Annotated in this window: 18 protein-coding genes; 11 read left to right on the forward strand and 7 right to left on the reverse strand. The window is 64.0% G+C overall.

Translation table 11 applies throughout. The annotated features are described in order from the left end of the window. The first annotated feature begins 33 nt into the window (after positions 1 to 33). The 6 genes from ACVJ5M_RS13030 (at position 34) to ACVJ5M_RS13055 (ending at position 6,086) form a co-directional block, all read left to right on the forward strand. Positions 34 to 2,046 (forward strand): serine hydrolase, encoded by a 2,013-nt coding sequence (locus ACVJ5M_RS13030; protein WP_231143023.1) that lies wholly within the window; start codon positions 34 to 36, stop codon positions 2,044 to 2,046. Positions 2,047 to 2,231: 185 nt separating this feature from the next. After that, the gene (locus tag ACVJ5M_RS13035) at positions 2,232 to 3,695 is read left to right on the forward strand and encodes a DUF1800 domain-containing protein (RefSeq protein ID WP_231143021.1); all 1,464 of its coding nucleotides are present in this window, start codon (positions 2,232 to 2,234) and stop codon (positions 3,693 to 3,695) included. 2 nt (positions 3,696 to 3,697) lie between these two features. Further along, positions 3,698 to 4,948: a DUF1501 domain-containing protein gene (locus ACVJ5M_RS13040; protein ID WP_085401555.1), complete on the forward strand. Its 1,251-nt coding sequence runs from the start codon at positions 3,698 to 3,700 to the stop codon at positions 4,946 to 4,948. Between the two features lie 30 nt (positions 4,949 to 4,978). Next, positions 4,979 to 5,146, forward strand: a complete 168-nt coding sequence (locus tag ACVJ5M_RS13045; RefSeq protein WP_166101541.1) for a hypothetical protein — start codon at positions 4,979 to 4,981, stop codon at positions 5,144 to 5,146. A gap of 152 nt (positions 5,147 to 5,298) precedes the next feature. After that, entirely contained in the window at positions 5,299 to 5,814 is a 516-nt protein-coding gene (locus tag ACVJ5M_RS13050; protein WP_085401556.1) for a septal ring lytic transglycosylase RlpA family protein, read from the forward strand. A gap of 116 nt (positions 5,815 to 5,930) precedes the next feature. Next, positions 5,931 to 6,086, forward strand: a complete 156-nt coding sequence (locus ACVJ5M_RS13055; protein ID WP_166343542.1) for a hypothetical protein — start codon at positions 5,931 to 5,933, stop codon at positions 6,084 to 6,086. A 199-nt stretch (positions 6,087 to 6,285) separates the two neighbouring features. On the opposite strand, the gene ACVJ5M_RS13060 is transcribed toward ACVJ5M_RS13055, so the two are convergent. The 5 genes from ACVJ5M_RS13060 to ACVJ5M_RS13080 all read right to left on the reverse strand — a co-directional run bounded on the left by ACVJ5M_RS13060 (position 6,286) and on the right by ACVJ5M_RS13080 (position 11,449). After that, positions 6,286 to 6,630, reverse strand: coding sequence for a hypothetical protein (locus ACVJ5M_RS13060; protein WP_354081277.1), 345 nt, complete (start codon positions 6,628 to 6,630; stop codon positions 6,286 to 6,288). After that, entirely contained in the window at positions 6,630 to 7,721 is a 1,092-nt protein-coding gene (locus ACVJ5M_RS13065; RefSeq protein WP_354081279.1) for an IS5 family transposase, read from the reverse strand. The genes ACVJ5M_RS13060 and ACVJ5M_RS13065 overlap by 1 nt, the downstream gene beginning before the upstream one ends. A gap of 217 nt (positions 7,722 to 7,938) precedes the next feature. Further along, on the reverse strand, positions 7,939 to 8,244 hold the full coding sequence (locus ACVJ5M_RS13070) for a hypothetical protein (protein ID WP_085401557.1): 306 nt from the start codon (positions 8,242 to 8,244) through the stop codon (positions 7,939 to 7,941). 111 nt (positions 8,245 to 8,355) lie between these two features. Beyond that, positions 8,356 to 8,628: a hypothetical protein gene (locus tag ACVJ5M_RS13075; RefSeq protein WP_063979744.1), complete on the reverse strand. Its 273-nt coding sequence runs from the start codon at positions 8,626 to 8,628 to the stop codon at positions 8,356 to 8,358. Between the two features lie 130 nt (positions 8,629 to 8,758). Continuing rightward, complete coding sequence (locus ACVJ5M_RS13080; RefSeq protein WP_085401558.1) at positions 8,759 to 11,449, reverse strand: flavin-containing monooxygenase; 2,691 nt, start codon at positions 11,447 to 11,449, stop codon at positions 8,759 to 8,761. A gap of 260 nt (positions 11,450 to 11,709) precedes the next feature. On the opposite strand from ACVJ5M_RS13080, the gene ACVJ5M_RS13085 reads away from it, so the two are divergent. After that, positions 11,710 to 11,886 carry a hypothetical protein gene (locus tag ACVJ5M_RS13085; protein ID WP_231143017.1) on the forward strand — a complete coding sequence of 59 codons (177 nt, stop codon included), beginning with the start codon at positions 11,710 to 11,712 and terminating at the stop codon, positions 11,884 to 11,886. A gap of 81 nt (positions 11,887 to 11,967) precedes the next feature. Then, positions 11,968 to 13,440 carry a carboxylesterase/lipase family protein gene (locus tag ACVJ5M_RS13090; protein WP_085401560.1) on the forward strand — a complete coding sequence of 491 codons (1,473 nt, stop codon included), beginning with the start codon at positions 11,968 to 11,970 and terminating at the stop codon, positions 13,438 to 13,440. Between the two features lie 7 nt (positions 13,441 to 13,447). On the opposite strand, the gene ACVJ5M_RS13095 is transcribed toward ACVJ5M_RS13090, so the two are convergent. Continuing rightward, positions 13,448 to 13,627, reverse strand: a complete 180-nt coding sequence (locus tag ACVJ5M_RS13095) for a hypothetical protein (RefSeq protein ID WP_014493109.1) — start codon at positions 13,625 to 13,627, stop codon at positions 13,448 to 13,450. Between the two features lie 160 nt (positions 13,628 to 13,787). Between ACVJ5M_RS13095 and ACVJ5M_RS13100 the strand changes: the two genes are divergently transcribed. From ACVJ5M_RS13100 to ACVJ5M_RS13110, 3 genes are all read left to right on the forward strand, one after another. Next, positions 13,788 to 14,582, forward strand: a complete 795-nt coding sequence (locus ACVJ5M_RS13100; protein WP_085401561.1) for a DODA-type extradiol aromatic ring-opening family dioxygenase — start codon at positions 13,788 to 13,790, stop codon at positions 14,580 to 14,582. A 258-nt stretch (positions 14,583 to 14,840) separates the two neighbouring features. Beyond that, positions 14,841 to 15,086 carry a hypothetical protein gene (locus ACVJ5M_RS13105; RefSeq protein ID WP_085401562.1) on the forward strand — a complete coding sequence of 82 codons (246 nt, stop codon included), beginning with the start codon at positions 14,841 to 14,843 and terminating at the stop codon, positions 15,084 to 15,086. A 179-nt stretch (positions 15,087 to 15,265) separates the two neighbouring features. Then, positions 15,266 to 16,036 carry a phosphorylase family protein gene (locus ACVJ5M_RS13110; protein WP_085401563.1) on the forward strand — a complete coding sequence of 257 codons (771 nt, stop codon included), beginning with the start codon at positions 15,266 to 15,268 and terminating at the stop codon, positions 16,034 to 16,036. 24 nt (positions 16,037 to 16,060) lie between these two features. Here ACVJ5M_RS13110 and ACVJ5M_RS13115 read toward each other — a convergent pair whose 3' ends face one another. Continuing rightward, a complete protein-coding gene (locus tag ACVJ5M_RS13115) occupies positions 16,061 to 16,744 on the reverse strand; it encodes a nucleoside deaminase (RefSeq protein WP_161495839.1) in 684 nt (227 codons plus the stop codon). Positions 16,745 to 16,922 lie beyond the last annotated feature (178 nt).

The raw sequence follows: 16,922 nt of genomic DNA on the forward strand, positions 1-16,922 counted from the left end.
TCAGATTTGTTGTGCTTCTGCGGAGACTGCGGAATGAGACTCGTCGCATCGATGTGGGCGATTCCCGTTGTGCTTTGCCTGTTGGGGACCGCGTTCGCCGATGACCTCGCGACGCCGGGCGATGCAAAAAGCCTGGGATTCTCGGCCGCGCGTCTGGCGCGGATCGCGCCGTGGTATCAGGCGCGCTTCGATTCTTTCTCGCCGTCGGACGGCCTTCTCCCCGGTGCCGTCGTCGCAATCGCGAAGGGCGGCAAGCTCGCCTATTTGCAGGCCATCGGATTTCAGGACCGCGCCAAGACCGTCCCGATGAAGACGAATTCCATTTTTTGGATCGCCTCGATGTCCAAGCCGGTGGCCGGTGTCGCCGCCATGATTCTGGTGGACGAGGGCAAGCTCGACCTCGACGCTCCCGTATCGCAATATCTGCCGGAGCTTGCGAACATGCGGGTCGCTTTCCAGAAGGCGGACCCGGCGACAGGCGAAATGGAGTACGGGCTCGGTCTGCCAAAACCAGCAAAACGTGCGATGACGGTTCGCGATCTGTTGCGCCATACGTCTGGCCTGATCTATCCGGAGCTCGATTTTGCCTACCCGGAACGGGGCCTTGCCGACGCAAGCGCCGACTTCGGGATCCGGATGATCCATGGGCTCTACGGCTTGAGGGCCGTGCGGAGACGCGACACGACGTTAGCGGATTTCGTGTCGAGCCTGGCCCGCCTGCCGCTCGCGCATGAGCCTGGCGAGGTCCATGAATATGGCTGGAGCGTCGAAGTGCTGAGCCGGGTCGTTGAAGTGGCGTCCGGTCAGCCCTTCGATCAGTTCCTGGAGAGCCGCATCTTCGGGCCGCTGCATATGGTCGACACCGGCTTCTTTGTGCCGAAGGAGAAGCTCGATCGGCTGGTCGATTCTCCCATGCCGGAACGGCCGCCGATCTGGGATGTCACGACGCCGCCAAAGTTGTTTTCCGGCGACGGCGGACTCGTATCGACCGCGCCCGACTATCTCCGCTTTTGCCAGATGCTGCTCAATGGCGGCGAGCTCGATGGCGTGCGCGTGCTCAGCCCGCATGCGGTGAAGCAGATGACGACGAACGCACTGCCATCGGGTGTCAGCATCTTCGGAGGCGACGAGGTTGGCGCCCGCGCCGGAACAACCTTCGGGCTTGGCTTCGCCATCCGCACCGATCCGGTCCAAAGCTGGATACCGGGCGCGGTCGGGAGCTTTTCCTGGGCTGGACATTGGAGCACGTATTTCTGGATCGATCCGGCCGAGCAATTGATCGGCGTACAGATGGTCCAGGCGACGCCCGGCAGCAAAGGGCGCCAGGCGGTGCTGTATTCGGGGATCAATCACCTCGTCTATGGCGCATTGACGATTCCCGAGTCGACCGCCGTCCCGCCGGCTGCGCCGGTGACCCTGAGCCCGGAAGCGCTCGCCGATTATGCCGGAACCTATGACTTCGGCGCCACGGTGAGCTCGCGTGACAGGCAGGGCCTGGCCGATGGCAAAACCGGATGGCTTGGAATCGGGAATTTCGTCGCCATGGAGCAGGAGGGGCTGAGGATCAACAAGCCGAACCCTGGCGGCGGCCCCGCAACCAAGGCCGGTGTGACGGCGGGTGACCTCATCACTGAAGTTGACGGCGCGCCGCTGAGAGGCCTCGCGCTCGCCGATGTCCTGGCCAAGCTGCGAGGGCCAGCCAACTCGACGATCAAGATGAAGCTCGTCCACAAGGGGCAAGACGGCGTGAACGACCTCAGTGTCGTGAGAGCCGACCGCCGTGTCAACTCGGTCCGGCTTCAGGTTCGCGTCGCGGAAGGCAAGCTCGTCGCGGAAGCGACGGGGGTCTGGCCGGTCCTCGAATTCGAGAAGGGCAAGGCGACCCCGTTCGTGGCGACATCAAGCAACGAATTCACCGCAGCCGACGAAGATCGTACCCGGATCGCTTTCGTCAGGGACGCCGCGGGCAAAGTCTCTGGACTCATCTTGAATCCTGGGCCTTGGGAGCAGCACGCGGCGAAGATCGCGCTCGGGCCGAATTTCTAGGCCTCTCACGCGCGTCTGCCGGGCAGCGGATGCGCGCTTGTTCTACCGAGATAGTGCGGCGGCGTTTTCAATCCCGGCTTGCGCAAGCCGATCTCTAGTGTTACGGTCTGTAGCATTACGGTTCGTAGTCCGCACGCGGCAACATCGCGCTGCCGTCGGGTGGCTCGGAGAATTGGGCGTTCGCCATGAACAATTCTGCAAAGGCTGAAGCGGTGCTGGCGCTTCATCGTTTCGGGATGGGGCCGCGACCGGGGTCGGTTGCCGCTGTCGGGACAGATCCGCGCGGCGCGCTGATTGCCGAGCTCGACCGGCCGCTGGTGCTGACCGCAGCGGCAAGCCTGCCTTCCAGTGCGAAGGCCTATCGCACGGTGGCCGACGCCAATGCGCGGCGCGCGGCGCGCGCCAAGCAGGCGCAGCAGCAGGCGAAGAAGCAGCAGACGGCGGCGGCGCCCGTCATGTCCGAAGATCAAACGCAAGGGGAGGCGCAAGGCCAGGGCTCCGCGAAGGATGCCGCCGAGATGGCGGCCAAGCAGGCGGCCGATGCCGTTCCCGATCCCGGCCGTCCGATCTACTTGCAGGAAGCCAAGCTGCGCACCGAAGCCGCGCTCGCCACCGACATCGGTTTTGCCGAGCGGCTGGTGTGGTTCTGGTCCAATCATTTCTGCATCTCGGCCTACAAGATCCAGAGCATGTCGGGTGCTTACGAGCGCGAGGCCGTTCGTGCCAATGCGCTCGGCCACTTCGTCGATCTTCTGTTGGCGGTCGAAGGCCACCCGGCGATGCTGTTCTATCTCGACAATCTCGGCTCGATGGGCGCGAACTCGATCGCCGGCATCAACCGCAGCCGCGGCCTCAACGAAAACATTGCGCGTGAGATCATGGAATTGCACACGCTGGGTGTGCGGACCGGCTACACCCAGGATGACGTGATCAGCTTCGCCAATGTGTTGACGGGATGGACGCTTGTTCCGCCCGGAGACAATCCCGAGCACGGCGGCGAATTCACCTTCAACCCGCGGCTGCACGAGCCCGGCGGGCAGACCGTGCTCGGCAAGCGCTACGAACAGGAGGATGCCGAGCAGGGCCGCGCCGTGCTGCGCGACCTCGCTGCACATCCGGCAACCGCGACCCATGTCGCAACCAAGCTCACACGGCATTTCGTGGCCGACGAGCCGCCTCCGCCACTCGTCGAGCAAATGGCGAAGACGTTCCGCAACACCGAGGGCGATCTCAAGCAGGTCGCGATTACGATGGTCTCGTCGGACGAGGCGTGGCGCGGGCCGCCGTCAAAACTGAAGCGTCCGAGCGAATGGGGCGTCGGCATGGTGCGCGCGACCGGCATCACGACCGTCGATCCCGTGCGCTTCACCGGCGGCCAGGAGCTGCTCGGCGAAGGGCTGTGGCGGCCGTCGGCGCCCAAGGGCTATCCGGATGACGAGGCAAGCTGGATCGACGGCATTGGCCGGCGGCTCGACATCGCCAACAATTTTGCCGAGCGCGTGGCGGCCACTGCTGATCCGCAGGGGATCATCGAGGACGTCTTCGCATCGCAGATCGCGCCCGAGGTGAAGCAGGCGGTCGGCCGCGCCGAGAGCCGCCAGCAGGCGCTGGCGCTGCTGTTCATGTCGGCAGATTTTCAGAGGAGGTGAGCATGGGCTTCGACAATCATTTGCCCACGCGGCGCGAGCTTCTGGTCGGCTCCGGTGCGCTGTTCGCGTGGAGCCAGATGCCGCGGATCGCACGCGCCGAAGGGCGCGATCCGCGCCTTCTCGTCGTCGTCCTGCGTGGCGCGCTCGATGGTCTCGGTGCGGTCGCGCCGGTCGGCGATCCCGATTGGGTCGGCTTGCGCGCCGATCGCGCGCTGGTGCTGGACGGCAAGCCGCCGGCGCTGCCGCTCGATTCCTTCTTCGCGCTCAACCCGGCGATGCCGAACCTGCACCGGCTCTACAAGGGCGGCAAGGCGGCGATCGTCCACGCCACCGCGACGCCCTATCGCGAGCGCTCGCATTTCGACGGCCAGGACGTGCTGGAGAGCGGATTCACCAAGCCCGGTGCCACCGCATCGGGATGGCTCAACCGCGCGCTGCTCGCGATGGAATCGGGTGGGCGCGTCGATCCGCGCGGCAGCCGCGCGCTCGGCATCGGCTCGGTGACCCCGCTGGTGGTGCGCGGCTCGGCGCCCGTTATGACATGGGTGCCGCAGAAGCTATTGCCGGCGAGCGAGGACACGCAGAACCGCCTGCTCGATCTCTACCAGCACACCGATCCAAAGCTTGCGACCGTGCTCCAGGCACGCATGAAGCTCGCCTCGCTCGGCGGCGCGCCCGGCACGGGCGATCCGATGTCGGACGATCCGACATTGATGCCGCCCGGCATCGCGCGCGTGCGCGCCTACTTCGCCGAAGCCGCCGGCACCGCCGCGCGCTATCTCGCCAAGCCCGACGGCCCGCGCGTCGGCGCGATGGGCTTCGTCGGCTGGGATACGCACATCGCGGAAGGCGCAGCGTCAGGCCAGCTCTACAATCTGCTCGGCGCGCTCGACGGTGCGTTTGCCGCGATCGAGAGCAACATGGGCGAGGTGTGGGGCGAGACGGTCGTCGCCGTCGTCACCGAGTTCGGGCGCACCGCGCGCATCAATGGCACGCAGGGCACGGATCACGGCACGGGCACGGTCGCCTTCCTCATTGGCGGTGCGCTCGCCGGCGGCCGCGTGATCGCGGACTGGCCGGGCCTCAAGCCGGCGCAACTGTTCGAGGATCGCGACCTCAAGCCGACCACCGATCTCCGCGCCGTGCTGAAGGGCCTGCTCAGGGATCATCTGCGTGTCGAGGAGAAGGTGCTGGCGGATGCGGTCTTCCCCGGCAGTGCTGACGTCAAGCCGATGGGCGGCCTCGTCGGCTGACGGCGCGGCCTGCGCAACCGGATCGGGTCCATGATGTGCACACTGACGCAACGGGAACTCGACTTTCTCGCCAGTCTGAAAACCGGCTGGCGGCGGCTCTATCGGCGCGAGCTGATGCGGCTCCTGAAGGGTGACACCGAGGCGAGCGACGCGCAGCTGGAGACGCGCCCGATCGTCTGGCGTGTTGTATCGGGTTAGTTTTTCGCGAGTCTGGCTCGACTTAGAACACGCCACTGTGGTGGAATCGCCACAGCCGTCGCGAAACGGTCGTGGCCCTAAGCCTGCTTTCCTTCAGCCAAGGTTCTGCCCTCATTGCCCGCCGAAACTCCGGGCAGTTCGGAGGGCGTACCATGTCTCGCATTGCACGTGCCGAAAGTGCCCGAATTTCCCTCGCAAGCTCATGCCGGTTGCTGCTCGCCATCGTCGGTGCCGCATCGCTCGCCGCCTGCGCACAATCGCCGGTCGGCCGCCAGAAGGCCGATCTTGGCACCAATCGGCAGGCTGCGGTCCAGCGGCCCCATAGGGTAGCGGCCTTGCATCCGCGTCCGATCAGCCGGGTACGCGTCCCCGACCGTGACGCAAAGCAAACCGCTTCGCACGGCGTTGCCAGCTTCTATTCGGACACGGAGACCGCGAGCGGCGAGAGGTTCGACAAGAACGAATTGACCGCGGCGCATCCCAGCCTGCCGTTCGGCACCAAGCTGCGCGTCACCGATGTCTCCTCAGGCCGCTTCGTGACCGTCAGGGTCAACGATCGCGGGCCCTATGTTCGCGGGCGCGTGGTCGACATCTCGCCGTCCGCGGCCGAGGCGCTCGGCATGGTCGACAAGGGCATCACCAATGTCCGGCTCGACGTGGTGCGATAGAGCGCGATTGATTGACTTGAGCCGCCCCGCTTAACCGAGTGTTAGTCGCCCTGGCGCACCATGGGTGCCCAAACAAGTCGGGGCTCCAAATTTGGAGTCCTCGGGGGAGGCGGCGTTTGAACACGATCCAGTATCTCGAAGATCAGGCCGCGCGCGCCGAGCGGCTCGCCAAACGGATCACGGATACGCTGACCATCGAAAAGCTCCTGACCTTCGCCGGCGAACGCCGCCGCGAAATCGAGGTCATCGCCGGCAGGTACCGGCGCGCCTGATAAACCATGCACTGAACGCATTCGCCCTCGCTGCGAGGCGCGGAACTTCTGTTCGTCTCTGGCGTCATGTCAATGATGAATGTGGAGGAGGAAGTCATGGGTTTTGGACGAGGTGCTTTGCTTTGGCTGCTTGGCGTGCCGCTGCCGATCGTTCTGCTGCTGGCGTTGTTCTGGCACCACTAGCAGGCTGTTGAAGAACTCAGCCGCGTTCGCAAACGAGGCCTGAATCGTCGCCATTGTGTATGTAGAAATGGCCGACGAGCCTGCCAGCAGTGCCGATCATAACCCATCCGCGACCGCAGACGGGGTCATTCTCGTCGTGCCCTTCCCATGAGAACTCCGCGCAGGGCGAATCGTCTCGCGCGCCGTAGCGGACGTCGAGGAAGCCCTTCAGCGCACCGAAGGCGACTTCACCGTCGGACTTGCCATCGAAGGTGAGATGCGCCTCTTCGGCAAGATCGAGGAAGTCGCTGTCCCAGTTGTCCATTTCGACGATGCGCCAGCGGCCGGCAAAGGCCTTTGCGAAGCCGGGCACCTTGGCCATCAGCCGGTCTCCGCTATCAGTTTGGGCAGCCGCACCAGATTGTAGGCGGCGGCAGCGAAGGTAAAAGCCCATGCTACGCGATCACGGCCACGGAAGCTGGTCTTCTCTTGCCCGGCTACCGTCTTGATCCAGCCGAATGCCTCCTCGATGCGCTTGCGGATGCGCTGGCTGACGGCATAGCCGCCGTGCCGGGTCGTTCGCCCGTCGATCGCAGAGCTGCGGCCGCTGGTGTTCTGCGCAACATGCGGCGTCACGTTCATCGAGCGCAGCTCATTGACGAAGTCTTCTGTGTCGTAGGCCTTGTCGGCGCCAAGCGTGATCGCTGTCGGCCGATCAGCACGAGGCTCGATCATGTGTAGCGCGGCCACCCGTTCGGCATGCCCGTCAGCCAGCGTCAGGCAGGTGTCGACCACCAGGCCGTGGCGGTTCTCCATCAGTCCGTGCCCGATGAAGCACAGCTTCGTCTCCTTGCCTTTGCCCTTGCGGTACAGCCTGGCGTCCGGATCGGTGGTCGAAGCATGGGTGTCGTTCGAGCGCTTCTGGCCATGGAAGTCCGCTTCGGCATTGCGCCCGCCGCCTTGCGCCGGCGGCTCGCCCGCGCCGTCCTTAGGCTTGACGCTCTTCATCGAGGCCCAAGCCTCGATCAGCGTGCCATCGACCGAGAAGTGATCGCTCGACAGAAGCTTCTTCGCCTTGGGCTGCGACAGCACCGCGGCCAGGAACTTCGCCGCAATGTCGCCTTCCAGCAGTCGGTCGCGGTTCTTCGAGAACACCGAATGGTCCCAGACCGCCTCGTCGACGCCGATTCCGACGAACCAACGGAACAGCAGGTCGTATTCCAGCCGCTCCATCAGAAGCCGCTCCGAGCGGATCGAGTAAAACGCCTGCAACAGCATCGCCCGCAGCAGCTTCTCCGGCGGGATCGACGGCCGCCCAATCGGCGAATAGAGCGCGGCAAACTCGCGCTCCAGCGCCGACAGCGCCTCGTTCACAATCGTCCGGGTCGCTCGCAGCGGATGATCACGCCGCACCCGCGCCTCCAGGTCAACGTAGCTGAACAGCTCGCCCGTTCGATTGTCCCCGCCGCGCACGCACCATCTCCGAATCTCGTCGGAGCCAATGAATCACGGTCGCCGGTCGACGGCGAGTGCCTTTTTCAACAGCCTGCTAGAGCATGATCCGGAAAAGCGTGGAGTTGTTTTCCGATAAGATCATACTCAAACAATAATGCTGACACACGAAAAGCGCCGCGGAAGCGGCGCTTTTTTTGCCTGCGATTTGAAACGTATCAACGAGGGCGAGGCGCGATCAGGTATGGCTCTCGACGAAGTCGCTGAGATAGTCGGGAAGCCGGACGCCATCGATGTCGCAGCGCGCCTTGATCTCGCCGGCGATTTCGGTCGAGATGTCCTTCATCCAATGCTCGAGCGTGTTGAACGAGATCACCTTGATCGGATCGTTGAAGCAGCCGGCGACAAGCTCGCCAATGGTGGCTTCAAGATCGCTTCGTTCGATGCGGATTTCAGTCGCCTTGTCGCGGCGATCAATCACCACGAACAGGGTCTGGTCTGCGCCATAGGGCACGACCGCGGATGGTGCGCCGGCTTCAAGCATCTTGGGGCTCTCGTCTCGACTTCCGATCCCGGTTAACGGGAAAATCCGGTAGAAGGTTCCTGCCTCATGAAAAGCTTGTCGCGCGCGTGCAGCTTCCGCGTCTGCACGCAATCAGAGAAATTCTCTCAACCGCGATAGCTCGATGACATGCTCGGGCGAGAGGATATCGGTGACCAGCGGCGGCTGCGCAATCGTGTGAATCTCATAGAGATGCCTGGTCGTGGCCGGCTTCTCCATGAAGGCCGATATGCACTGGTCGAGCGTACCCTCGCTCACCTGATAAGAATCCCTGTCCGGTCGGCGCTGGTTCGCAAGCGACGGCCATTTATGCAGGGTTGCAGGCGCTCCGAAATCGACCTTTGAATCCGCAACCACGTCTCCCATCGTCCCTCACGCAACAAAAATTGCCCCAACACGCGGATCTGCGTGCCGGGGCCCACACCTATCACTGCATCTTAATGCCAAGCGCTTAACGCAGCAGCCGGGAAAAGGTTCCCGGCCGCCTTGTCGCAAATCAGCTCGCGGCCGCCGCGATTCTGTGGCCCGGGCTGGCATGATCGTGGCTATCCTCATCGCCGCGGCCGACTTCCGGCGGAAGTCCGGCGAAGCGCCGCAAGGCTTCGGCCATCTGCACCCGGCCTGCTACACCGGTGATCACCACGTCGACCATCGCAAAGGACGAGTGGAAATGGCCGCGCGCCCTGAGCTGCTCGACCGGGACGCCGGTGGCCGCCATTGCCTCGGCATAGGCGATGCCCTCGTCGCGCAACGGGTCGAATTCGCAGGTGACGACCAAGGCCGGCGGCAGGCCGGCGACGTTGCCGCGCAGCGGCGAGACGCGCGGATCGGTGCGGTCGGCCGGTGAGCAGTAGAGGTCCCAGAACCAGTACATCAGCGAGCGCGTCAGGAAATAGCCGGTCGCATTGTCATTGTAGGAGGGCCGGTCGAAGGTGCAGTCGGTGACCGGGCATACCAGGAGCTGGCCGGCGATCTCAGGCCCGCCGCGATCGCGCGCAAGCTGGCAGGTGACGGCGGCGATGTTGCCGCCGGCGCTCCAGCCCGCGACCAGCACCGGGCCCGGCTTGCCGCCAAGCTCGGTCGCGTGCTCGGCGATCCAGCGCGTTGCCGCATAGCCATCCTCGGCCGCGGTCGGGAAACGATGCTCGGGCGCGTGGCGATAGCCGACGCTGACGAACATCATGCCGGTTCGCCGCACCAGATCGCGGCAGAGCGGCTCGTCCGATTGCTCGTCGCCGAGCACCCAGCCGCCGCCGTGGAAATAGACCACGACCGGATGGGGCCCCGGCGTTGCTGGCTTGTAGATCCGGTAAGGCAGCGGGCCGTCCGTGCCGGGCAGCGTGCCGTCGACGATATCGCCGATCGGCCGTCCCGCGGGCCGGCCCTTGTTGAACTCGTTGACGAAGGCGCGTGCGCCGAGCGCGCCCATCGACTCGATTGGCGGCAGGTTCAGCGACGTGAGCAGGTTCAGCACCAGCCGCACATCCGGCTGCAGGCGTACCACCTCGCCGTCGTTGCATTGCGCGGCGCCGTTGGGGCCGGTCAGCCTGAAGCCGAGCATGCCGCGGGCCGTAATCTCGTCGCAGATGCTGCGATAAGGGCCGACGCCGCCGGTGTAAGGCATCAGGCCCTGCACCTTGCCGGGGACGTTGGCGCCCGTGTACCAGGTGTTGGCGAGCCGGTGCAGGGTCACCATCGAACAGTCCGTCATGTGCCGGCCCCAGCCGGCCTGCGCGGTCTCGGTCGGCTCGATCGTGGTGAAGCCAGCGTCGCGCAGCGCAGCGATGCGGTCGACGACCCAGTCGACATGCTGCTCGATCGACACCGCCATGTTCGACAGCACCGACGGGCTGCCGGGCCCGGTGATCATGAAGAAGTTGGGGAACCCTTCGACCGTGACCCCGAGATAGGTCTGCGGCCCCTGCGCCCAGACATCGGTCAGCGACTTGCCGCCGCGTCCGGTGATCGGATGCACGGCGCGGATCGCGCCGGTCATGGCGTCGAAGCCGGTCGCGAACACGATGACGTCGACATCGACGCTGCGCCTGGCCGTCGTGATGCTGTTCGCGGTGATCGCCTTGATCGGCTCCTGGCGCAGATTGACCAGCGTGACGTTCGGCCGGTTGTAGGTCGCGTAGTAATTGGTATCGAGGCAGGGGCGCTTTGCGCCGAAGGGATGGTCGTGCGGCATCAGCGCCGCCGCCGTCTCCGGATCCTTCACGGCAGCGCCGATCTTCTCGCGGATCAGCTCGCCGATCAGCGCATTGCCGTTGAAGTCGACGCCCTGGTCGGCCCAGAGCTGGGTCAGGATGTGGACGAGGTCGCCGGCTGCCCAGGCGCGTTCGAACCGCTCGCGGCGCTCGGCATCGCTCAATTGCCAGCTCACGACGGTTTGCTGCGGATAGGGCACGCCGGTCATCGACTGTCGCGCCTGCTCGCGATAGGCCGCGCGGTCGCTCTGGAAAATATCCATGCGATCGGATGGCGAGGGGCCGTTATGCGCCGGCAGCGCGAAGTTTGGCGTGCGCTGGAACACGGTCAGATGCGCGGCCTGCTCGGCGATCAGCGGGATCGACTGGATGGCTGACGAACCTGTGCCGATCACGGCGACGCGCTTGCCGGCAAGATCGACGCCGTCATGCGGCCAGCGCCCGGTGAAATAGACTTTGCCCTCGAAATCCTTGACGCCGTCGATCTCCGGCGGCTTCGGCGCGGAGAGGCAGCCTGTGGCCATGATGTAGTGGCGGCAGGAGACCGGCGTGCCGCTGCTCGTGGTGAGCTGCCAGCGCTCAGTCGCTTCGTCCCATTTGGCTTCGGTGACCTTGGTCTTGAAGCGGATGTCGCGGCGCAGATCGTAGCGGTCGGCGACGAAGCCGAGATAGCGCAGGATCTCGGGCTGGGTCGCGTATTTCTCCGACCAGGTCCACGCGTTATCGAGCTCGGGATCGAAAGTGTAGCTGTAGTCGATGGTCTGGATATCGCAGCGGGCGCCGGGATAGCGGTTCCAGTACCAGGTGCCGCCGACATCGCCGGCTTCCTCGAGGGCGACCGCCGTGAGGCCGGACTTGCGCAGGCGATGGAGAAGATAAAGGCCGGCAAATCCGGCACCGACCACGGCAACGTCGACTTGTTGGGCTGTTCCACTCGCCGCTTTGGACTCACGTGCGGCGACCATTGCGTCTGGCATGGTATTCCTCCCGTGTCTTTTGTTTTGCCGGCAGGCTATCGCCGCAGGCTTGGCTTGTCATCAGGACAGGTACAATCTTCGGTAGTCGTTTGCGGCACCATCGTGGCCGCGCGAAGGTTGCGGCGATACACGCACCGCGATGCACAACCGCCGGGATTGTCCGGGCTAATCAGACCACATCCTTCTGTGTATGCTTGCGGTTACAAGCCACGCGTACCCAGGGCGTCATGACAGAGTTGAGTGAGCGGACGAAAGCGAACATGGACGTCGTCCTGGAGCAGACGTGCCGCCAATTGCCGCACGGCGGCGATCACGACAGCCGCAGGTTCATCGCCGAGCGCCTGATCGAGGCGGCGCAATCAGGCCATTCCACGCTTGGTGAGCTCGGCATCGTCGCGCGCCGCGCGCTGGCGGAGATCGTCGCCAAGGGCGGCTAGCCGGCGCCGCCGAGCTTGCTTCATCGCGGGCCGCAGACGTAACCTGTCGGGGAACCTTTTGGCGCATCGAGATCCCCCAGGATGCGGCTCCAGTTTGCGCTCGTTGTGGCGTCTTCACTCCTTTGCTGGGACGGTGCTGCCGTCGCTCAGGCGGTCGGGCAGTTTCCGTTCGCGCTGACGCGTGAAGGACAGATGCTCGGCGCGGTCGAGGGCGAGGTGGCGTCGTTCAAGGGGCTGGCCTATGCGGCCGCTCCGGTCGGCGCGCTGCGCTGGCGCCCACCGCAGGCAACGGCCGAGAACCCCGAGATGCGCACCGCCTATGAGTACGGCGCGCCGTGTCTTCAGCCCTCGCTGCCTGATACGAGCGAGGACTGCCTCACGCTGAACGTATTCCGTCCCTTCGGTGTCGACGGCCCGCTGCCGGTGATGGTCTTCATTCATGACGGCGGCTTCGTCAGCGGTACCGCGAACGATCCGCTGTTTGACGGTGCAAAGCTCGCGCAAGCAGGCCTCATCGTGGTCACCGTGAATTATCGTCTCGGCGCGCTCGGCTGGCTAACTCATCCCGCGCTGTCGGAAGGCGGCTCCGGAAATTACGGCCTGATGGACCAGATCGCGGCGCTGCATTGGGTGCACGACAACATCGCGGCCTTCGGCGGCGATCCGAACAATGTCACCTTGTTCGGCGGCGGCGCAGGCGCAACATCGATCGCGCTGCTGATGCTGTGTGCGCAATCGCGCGATCTGTTCCAGAAAGCCATTCTGCAATCGCTGCCCGGCCGCGCGCGCCTGCGCCCGGTGCAGGAGGCGGAGGCCATGGGCCGGCAATTCGTGGCGGCGCTTGGGCAGGAGGCGGATTTGCGCGTCGCCGCGCCGGCGCGGCTGCTTGCGGCCGAACAAAAACTGCTCGCCAAATCCGAACGCAGCTTCGCGCCCGCGATGGATGGAATCCTGGTGCGCGAAGACGTGGCCACGGGATTTGCGACAGGACATGAAAGCCGCATTCCACTTATGATCGGCTCGAATGACGACGAGACGCGTTTCGACGGCGAGCGGGAGATCAAGGAGACGCTGGCGGCCTCGGGCGAGAGCAGCGATGAGCTGCGCCAGCTCTACCCTGACATCGCCATGCCATTGGAGCGCGCAGCCAGATTCTACACCGACAAGGTTTTCTCCGAGCCGGTCAGGCTGCTTGCCCGCCTCCATGCGGCAACCGGTGCGCCAACGTTTCGCTATCGCTTCGCTTACGTGACCGAGGCCCGGCGCACAAATCCCGACGAAGGGCACGGGCGCGAGTTGCAATTCATCTTCGGCGCGGAAGGCGTGCCCGGCGCGGGACCGCTCACATGGGGGGATCGCGAGGTCGCGAACCGCATGCGCGGTTACTGGATCAACTTTGCAAGGAGTGGCAATCCCAACGGCCCGGATCTGCCGCATTGGGACGCGGCCGCAGACCGCGATCGCCTGCTGCTGATCACGAACGATCGCATTGCGAGCGGCGACGACCCCTGGTCGGATCGCCTGGACCGGCTTGCAAGTGAGAGCAGAAAATGAGTTGGGCTTAGGCCGCGAGCTCGACGCGCGGCGCGGGGCTCAGCCGGTGTTCTTCCAGATGGTCCATCGCGCCGTCCTTCTCGACGGCGTAGAACTGCTGACCGTCCTTGGACCTGTAGGCGGCGCGAACGACGCCGCGGCGGCCCTTGTCACTGTTGACGACGTCCCCCAGCGCAAACTTCTTCATCTCACGTCCCGCTTGTCTTCAGGCCGACTCCTTCGGCCATGGCCGGATTGTGGGCGGCAAATCGTTAACGACTTGCTAACCATACCGGTTTGCCTATGCTCGCCGCCGTTCGCGCGGGCAGCTCGCACGCGCATGTTGTCAACGAGACGAGCCGGCATCCATGACGCGATTTCCAACCCTCTTCCTGTCGCATGGCGGCGGCCCCTGGCCCTTCATGGAGGACCGGCGGGTGCAATATGCCAAGACGGCCGCGGAGTTCGGCCGGCTGCCGCAGCTTCTCCCCGAGAAGCCCAAGGCCGTGCTCGTCATCACCGGCCATTGGGAGGCCGACGCCTTCACCGTGTCGACCTCGGCGCATCCGCCGATGGTGTACGATTACTACGGTTTCCCCGAGCATACCTATCATCTCAAATATCCGGCGCCGGGCAAGCCCGAGCTCGCTGAGGAGGTGAGGGCGCTGCTCGAGCACGCGGGCCTCGATTGCCGGGAGGATCCCAATCAGGGTTTCGATCACGGCACCTTCGTGCCGCTCGGTCTGATGTATCCGAACGCGGACATGCCGATCGTGCTGCTGTCGCTGAAGGCGAGCTACGATGCGGCCGAGCACATCAAGGTCGGGCAGGCGATTGCATCGCTGCGCGACGAGGGCATTCTGATCGTCGGCAGCGGGCTGACCTATCACAACATGCGCGGCTTCAACCGGCCGGAGTCCAAGCCGGTCTCGTATGATTTCGAGGCCTATCTGAACGAGGCGATCAGCAACCCGGATGCGGCGCGCCGCAACGCGATGCTGGTCGACTGGGAGAACGCGCCGAGCGCTCGTCTCGCGCATCCCCGCGAGGACCATCTGCTGCCGCTGATGGTCGCGGCAGGTGCCGCCGGCAGCGACGCGGGCAAGCGCGTCTTCGTCGACGAGGTCGCGAGCGTCGCGATGGCGTCGTATGTGTTTGGATGAATCGTAGGGTGGATTAGCGCAGCGTAATCCACCATCGAGCCGCAATGAAGGTGGTGGATTACGCTGGCGGACTGCGCTTCGCGCAGCCGCGGGCTAATCCACCCTACGGGGTTCCGACTAAAAATGTCGAAAACAACCCCATGCACAGTAGAACGGCCCAGCAAATAGAATGGCTTAGCAGAGTACTTTTGCCGGGCAGGATACGCGAGCGGTATTTCGACGGGTTTGACACGTCGGGCAAAACAGCGGCAAAATTCGATGATGGCACCGCTCTCGCTCGGCCACACCAAGATCGAAGGCACGGTGCGCTATCTCGGCATCGAGGACGTGCTCGCGATTGGCGAACAAATTGGTGTGAATTACCAGGGCAGAGCGGACATGCTTTGCCCGTCGGCCATCAGCCGCTTCGGGCCAACAGGCGAGTTCGAAACAAGAGAACCGCCAGACGAACCGGTCTTTAACGAGCGCGCATTGGGGATGCTGCCAGCTTCGTTGCGCCTTTGAAGGTGCGAGTCTCCGCCGCGATCAGGCGGCAGCTGTGGTGTCAGAGGCACAGTTCTCCAACAACTGGCTTCCAATCGGGAGGCCTGTCGATTTTGTCTAGACGGACAGTGCTAGTGCCGGCTTACTCTCGATTGTCCGAGTCTGGAAATACTTCGGTTTCAGGATTATCGACGCCTCTGATGACGCTGCATGTCACGGTCAACGACGCTCAGACTGGCGCCCCCCGCTGTGACGTGAAGGCGGTCATCGCCGTAGTTGGACTTGCGATCGAGGCCAGAATAGCCGGCGCGCCAGCGATGATCGCTGAAGGTGACCGGACCGCCTTTTACTTGCGCGACGCCATCAGACATGGCGCGCGCGGCATTATAAGTTTCGGAGTGTGCGGCGGGCTAGATCCGAAGCTCCGACCAGGTAACATTGTCATCGCCTCGTCGGTATTTGCCGCGAAAGATGAAGCTTATCCAGCTGATCTCCCCTGGGCCGAGGAGCTCCTTCGGATGATCCCGGGTGCCAGCTACTCTGCGATAGCTGGTGTCGCTTCCCCGATGACAAGTCTTGAAGAGAGACGGGATTTCCATGGCATCACCGGGGCGGTTGCCGCCGATATGGAGTCGCAGATCGTCGCTCGAATTGCTTCCGAACTCAGAATTCCCTTTGCCGTCTGTCGTGTTGTTCTAAACCCCGCTCATCGAAAACTTCCGAGGGCAGCGCTCATAGATATCGGGCCAGCAGGTAAGCCTGAACTGCGCAAGATTGGACGTTCGCTTGTTCAAGACCCGGGGCAACTCCCTGGTCTTGGCCGGCTCGCCATTGACTCCGTCATGGCGGTGATGGCTTTGCGCAGCGCCAAGCGACGGCTCGGAGCTCACTTTGGTTTCCCGCACCTGTGTTCACGAGACCGCGTCCCCATTCCGACGCGTGCACTTGAAACGATAGCCACACGCGCCTGATCCTGCAGCAGCGCGCTCCCGATCTCAGACTCCAGGCTTGTCCAGGTCCGAGATGGTGTTTGAATCTGCACGCCGGCGCAGGAAGACGTTACTCACCGAAAGAGCCGGCGCGGCCAAAATATCCGCCAGCGCGTTCCAGGAAAACGTTGGCCGAGGCGCGCCCGCGTGGCACGAAGTCTGCTCGGCCGCTCGTCCGAAGCAGCCTCGTCGTCTCATAAATCGCCAGGCGAGCGGGTTCCAGTCGCGCCAAACCTGCTCGGCCCTTTGGGATAGCAAGCCCGAGACGATTTCCGGCGCAGGTCCGAAGACCTCAGGCAGTTTGCTCGACAAACTGTTGTCCGACAGAACGTCCCATCTCGAAAATCCGCCCATGATCGGAGATGAAATGGCGAACACCACGCGACCAATCCGCGCCTCCCGTGCCGGGAAAGAACACATTGGGCAAGGTTCGACGATTGAATACAAGGTGCAATCCGGCAAACGCTTTTGTCTTAGAATCTTCTGCGCCTCTGAAAGAGCCACGAGTTCCGCGTGTCGGGTCACGTCGCATTCCGATGAAACGTGGTTGGTCGCTTCTGCGATGACCTGTCCTCGAAACGCGATTACGGCGCCGAATGGCAGCTCTCCTTCCTTCACCCCTTGCCGGGCGAGTTCGAGGCACCTTTCCATCATTCGCAGATCTTGGACGTCAACTTCTGATCTACTCATAGGCGCCCCCTTGGGAACGCGAGATCGGTGTTGAGAATGCGTCTGTCGCCGCCCCTTCATATTGCGGCGGCGTCGTAGCGACGAAGAATGTTTCCGGCGCCGCTACGGAGGCGGCTCCCGCGGCCTGGCATATTGGCAATTAAGCAGCGGGCTACAAACAGTCTGACTTGATCTGGAT

The sequence above is a fragment of the Bradyrhizobium sp. S3.7.6 genome (genome assembly GCF_054061875.1).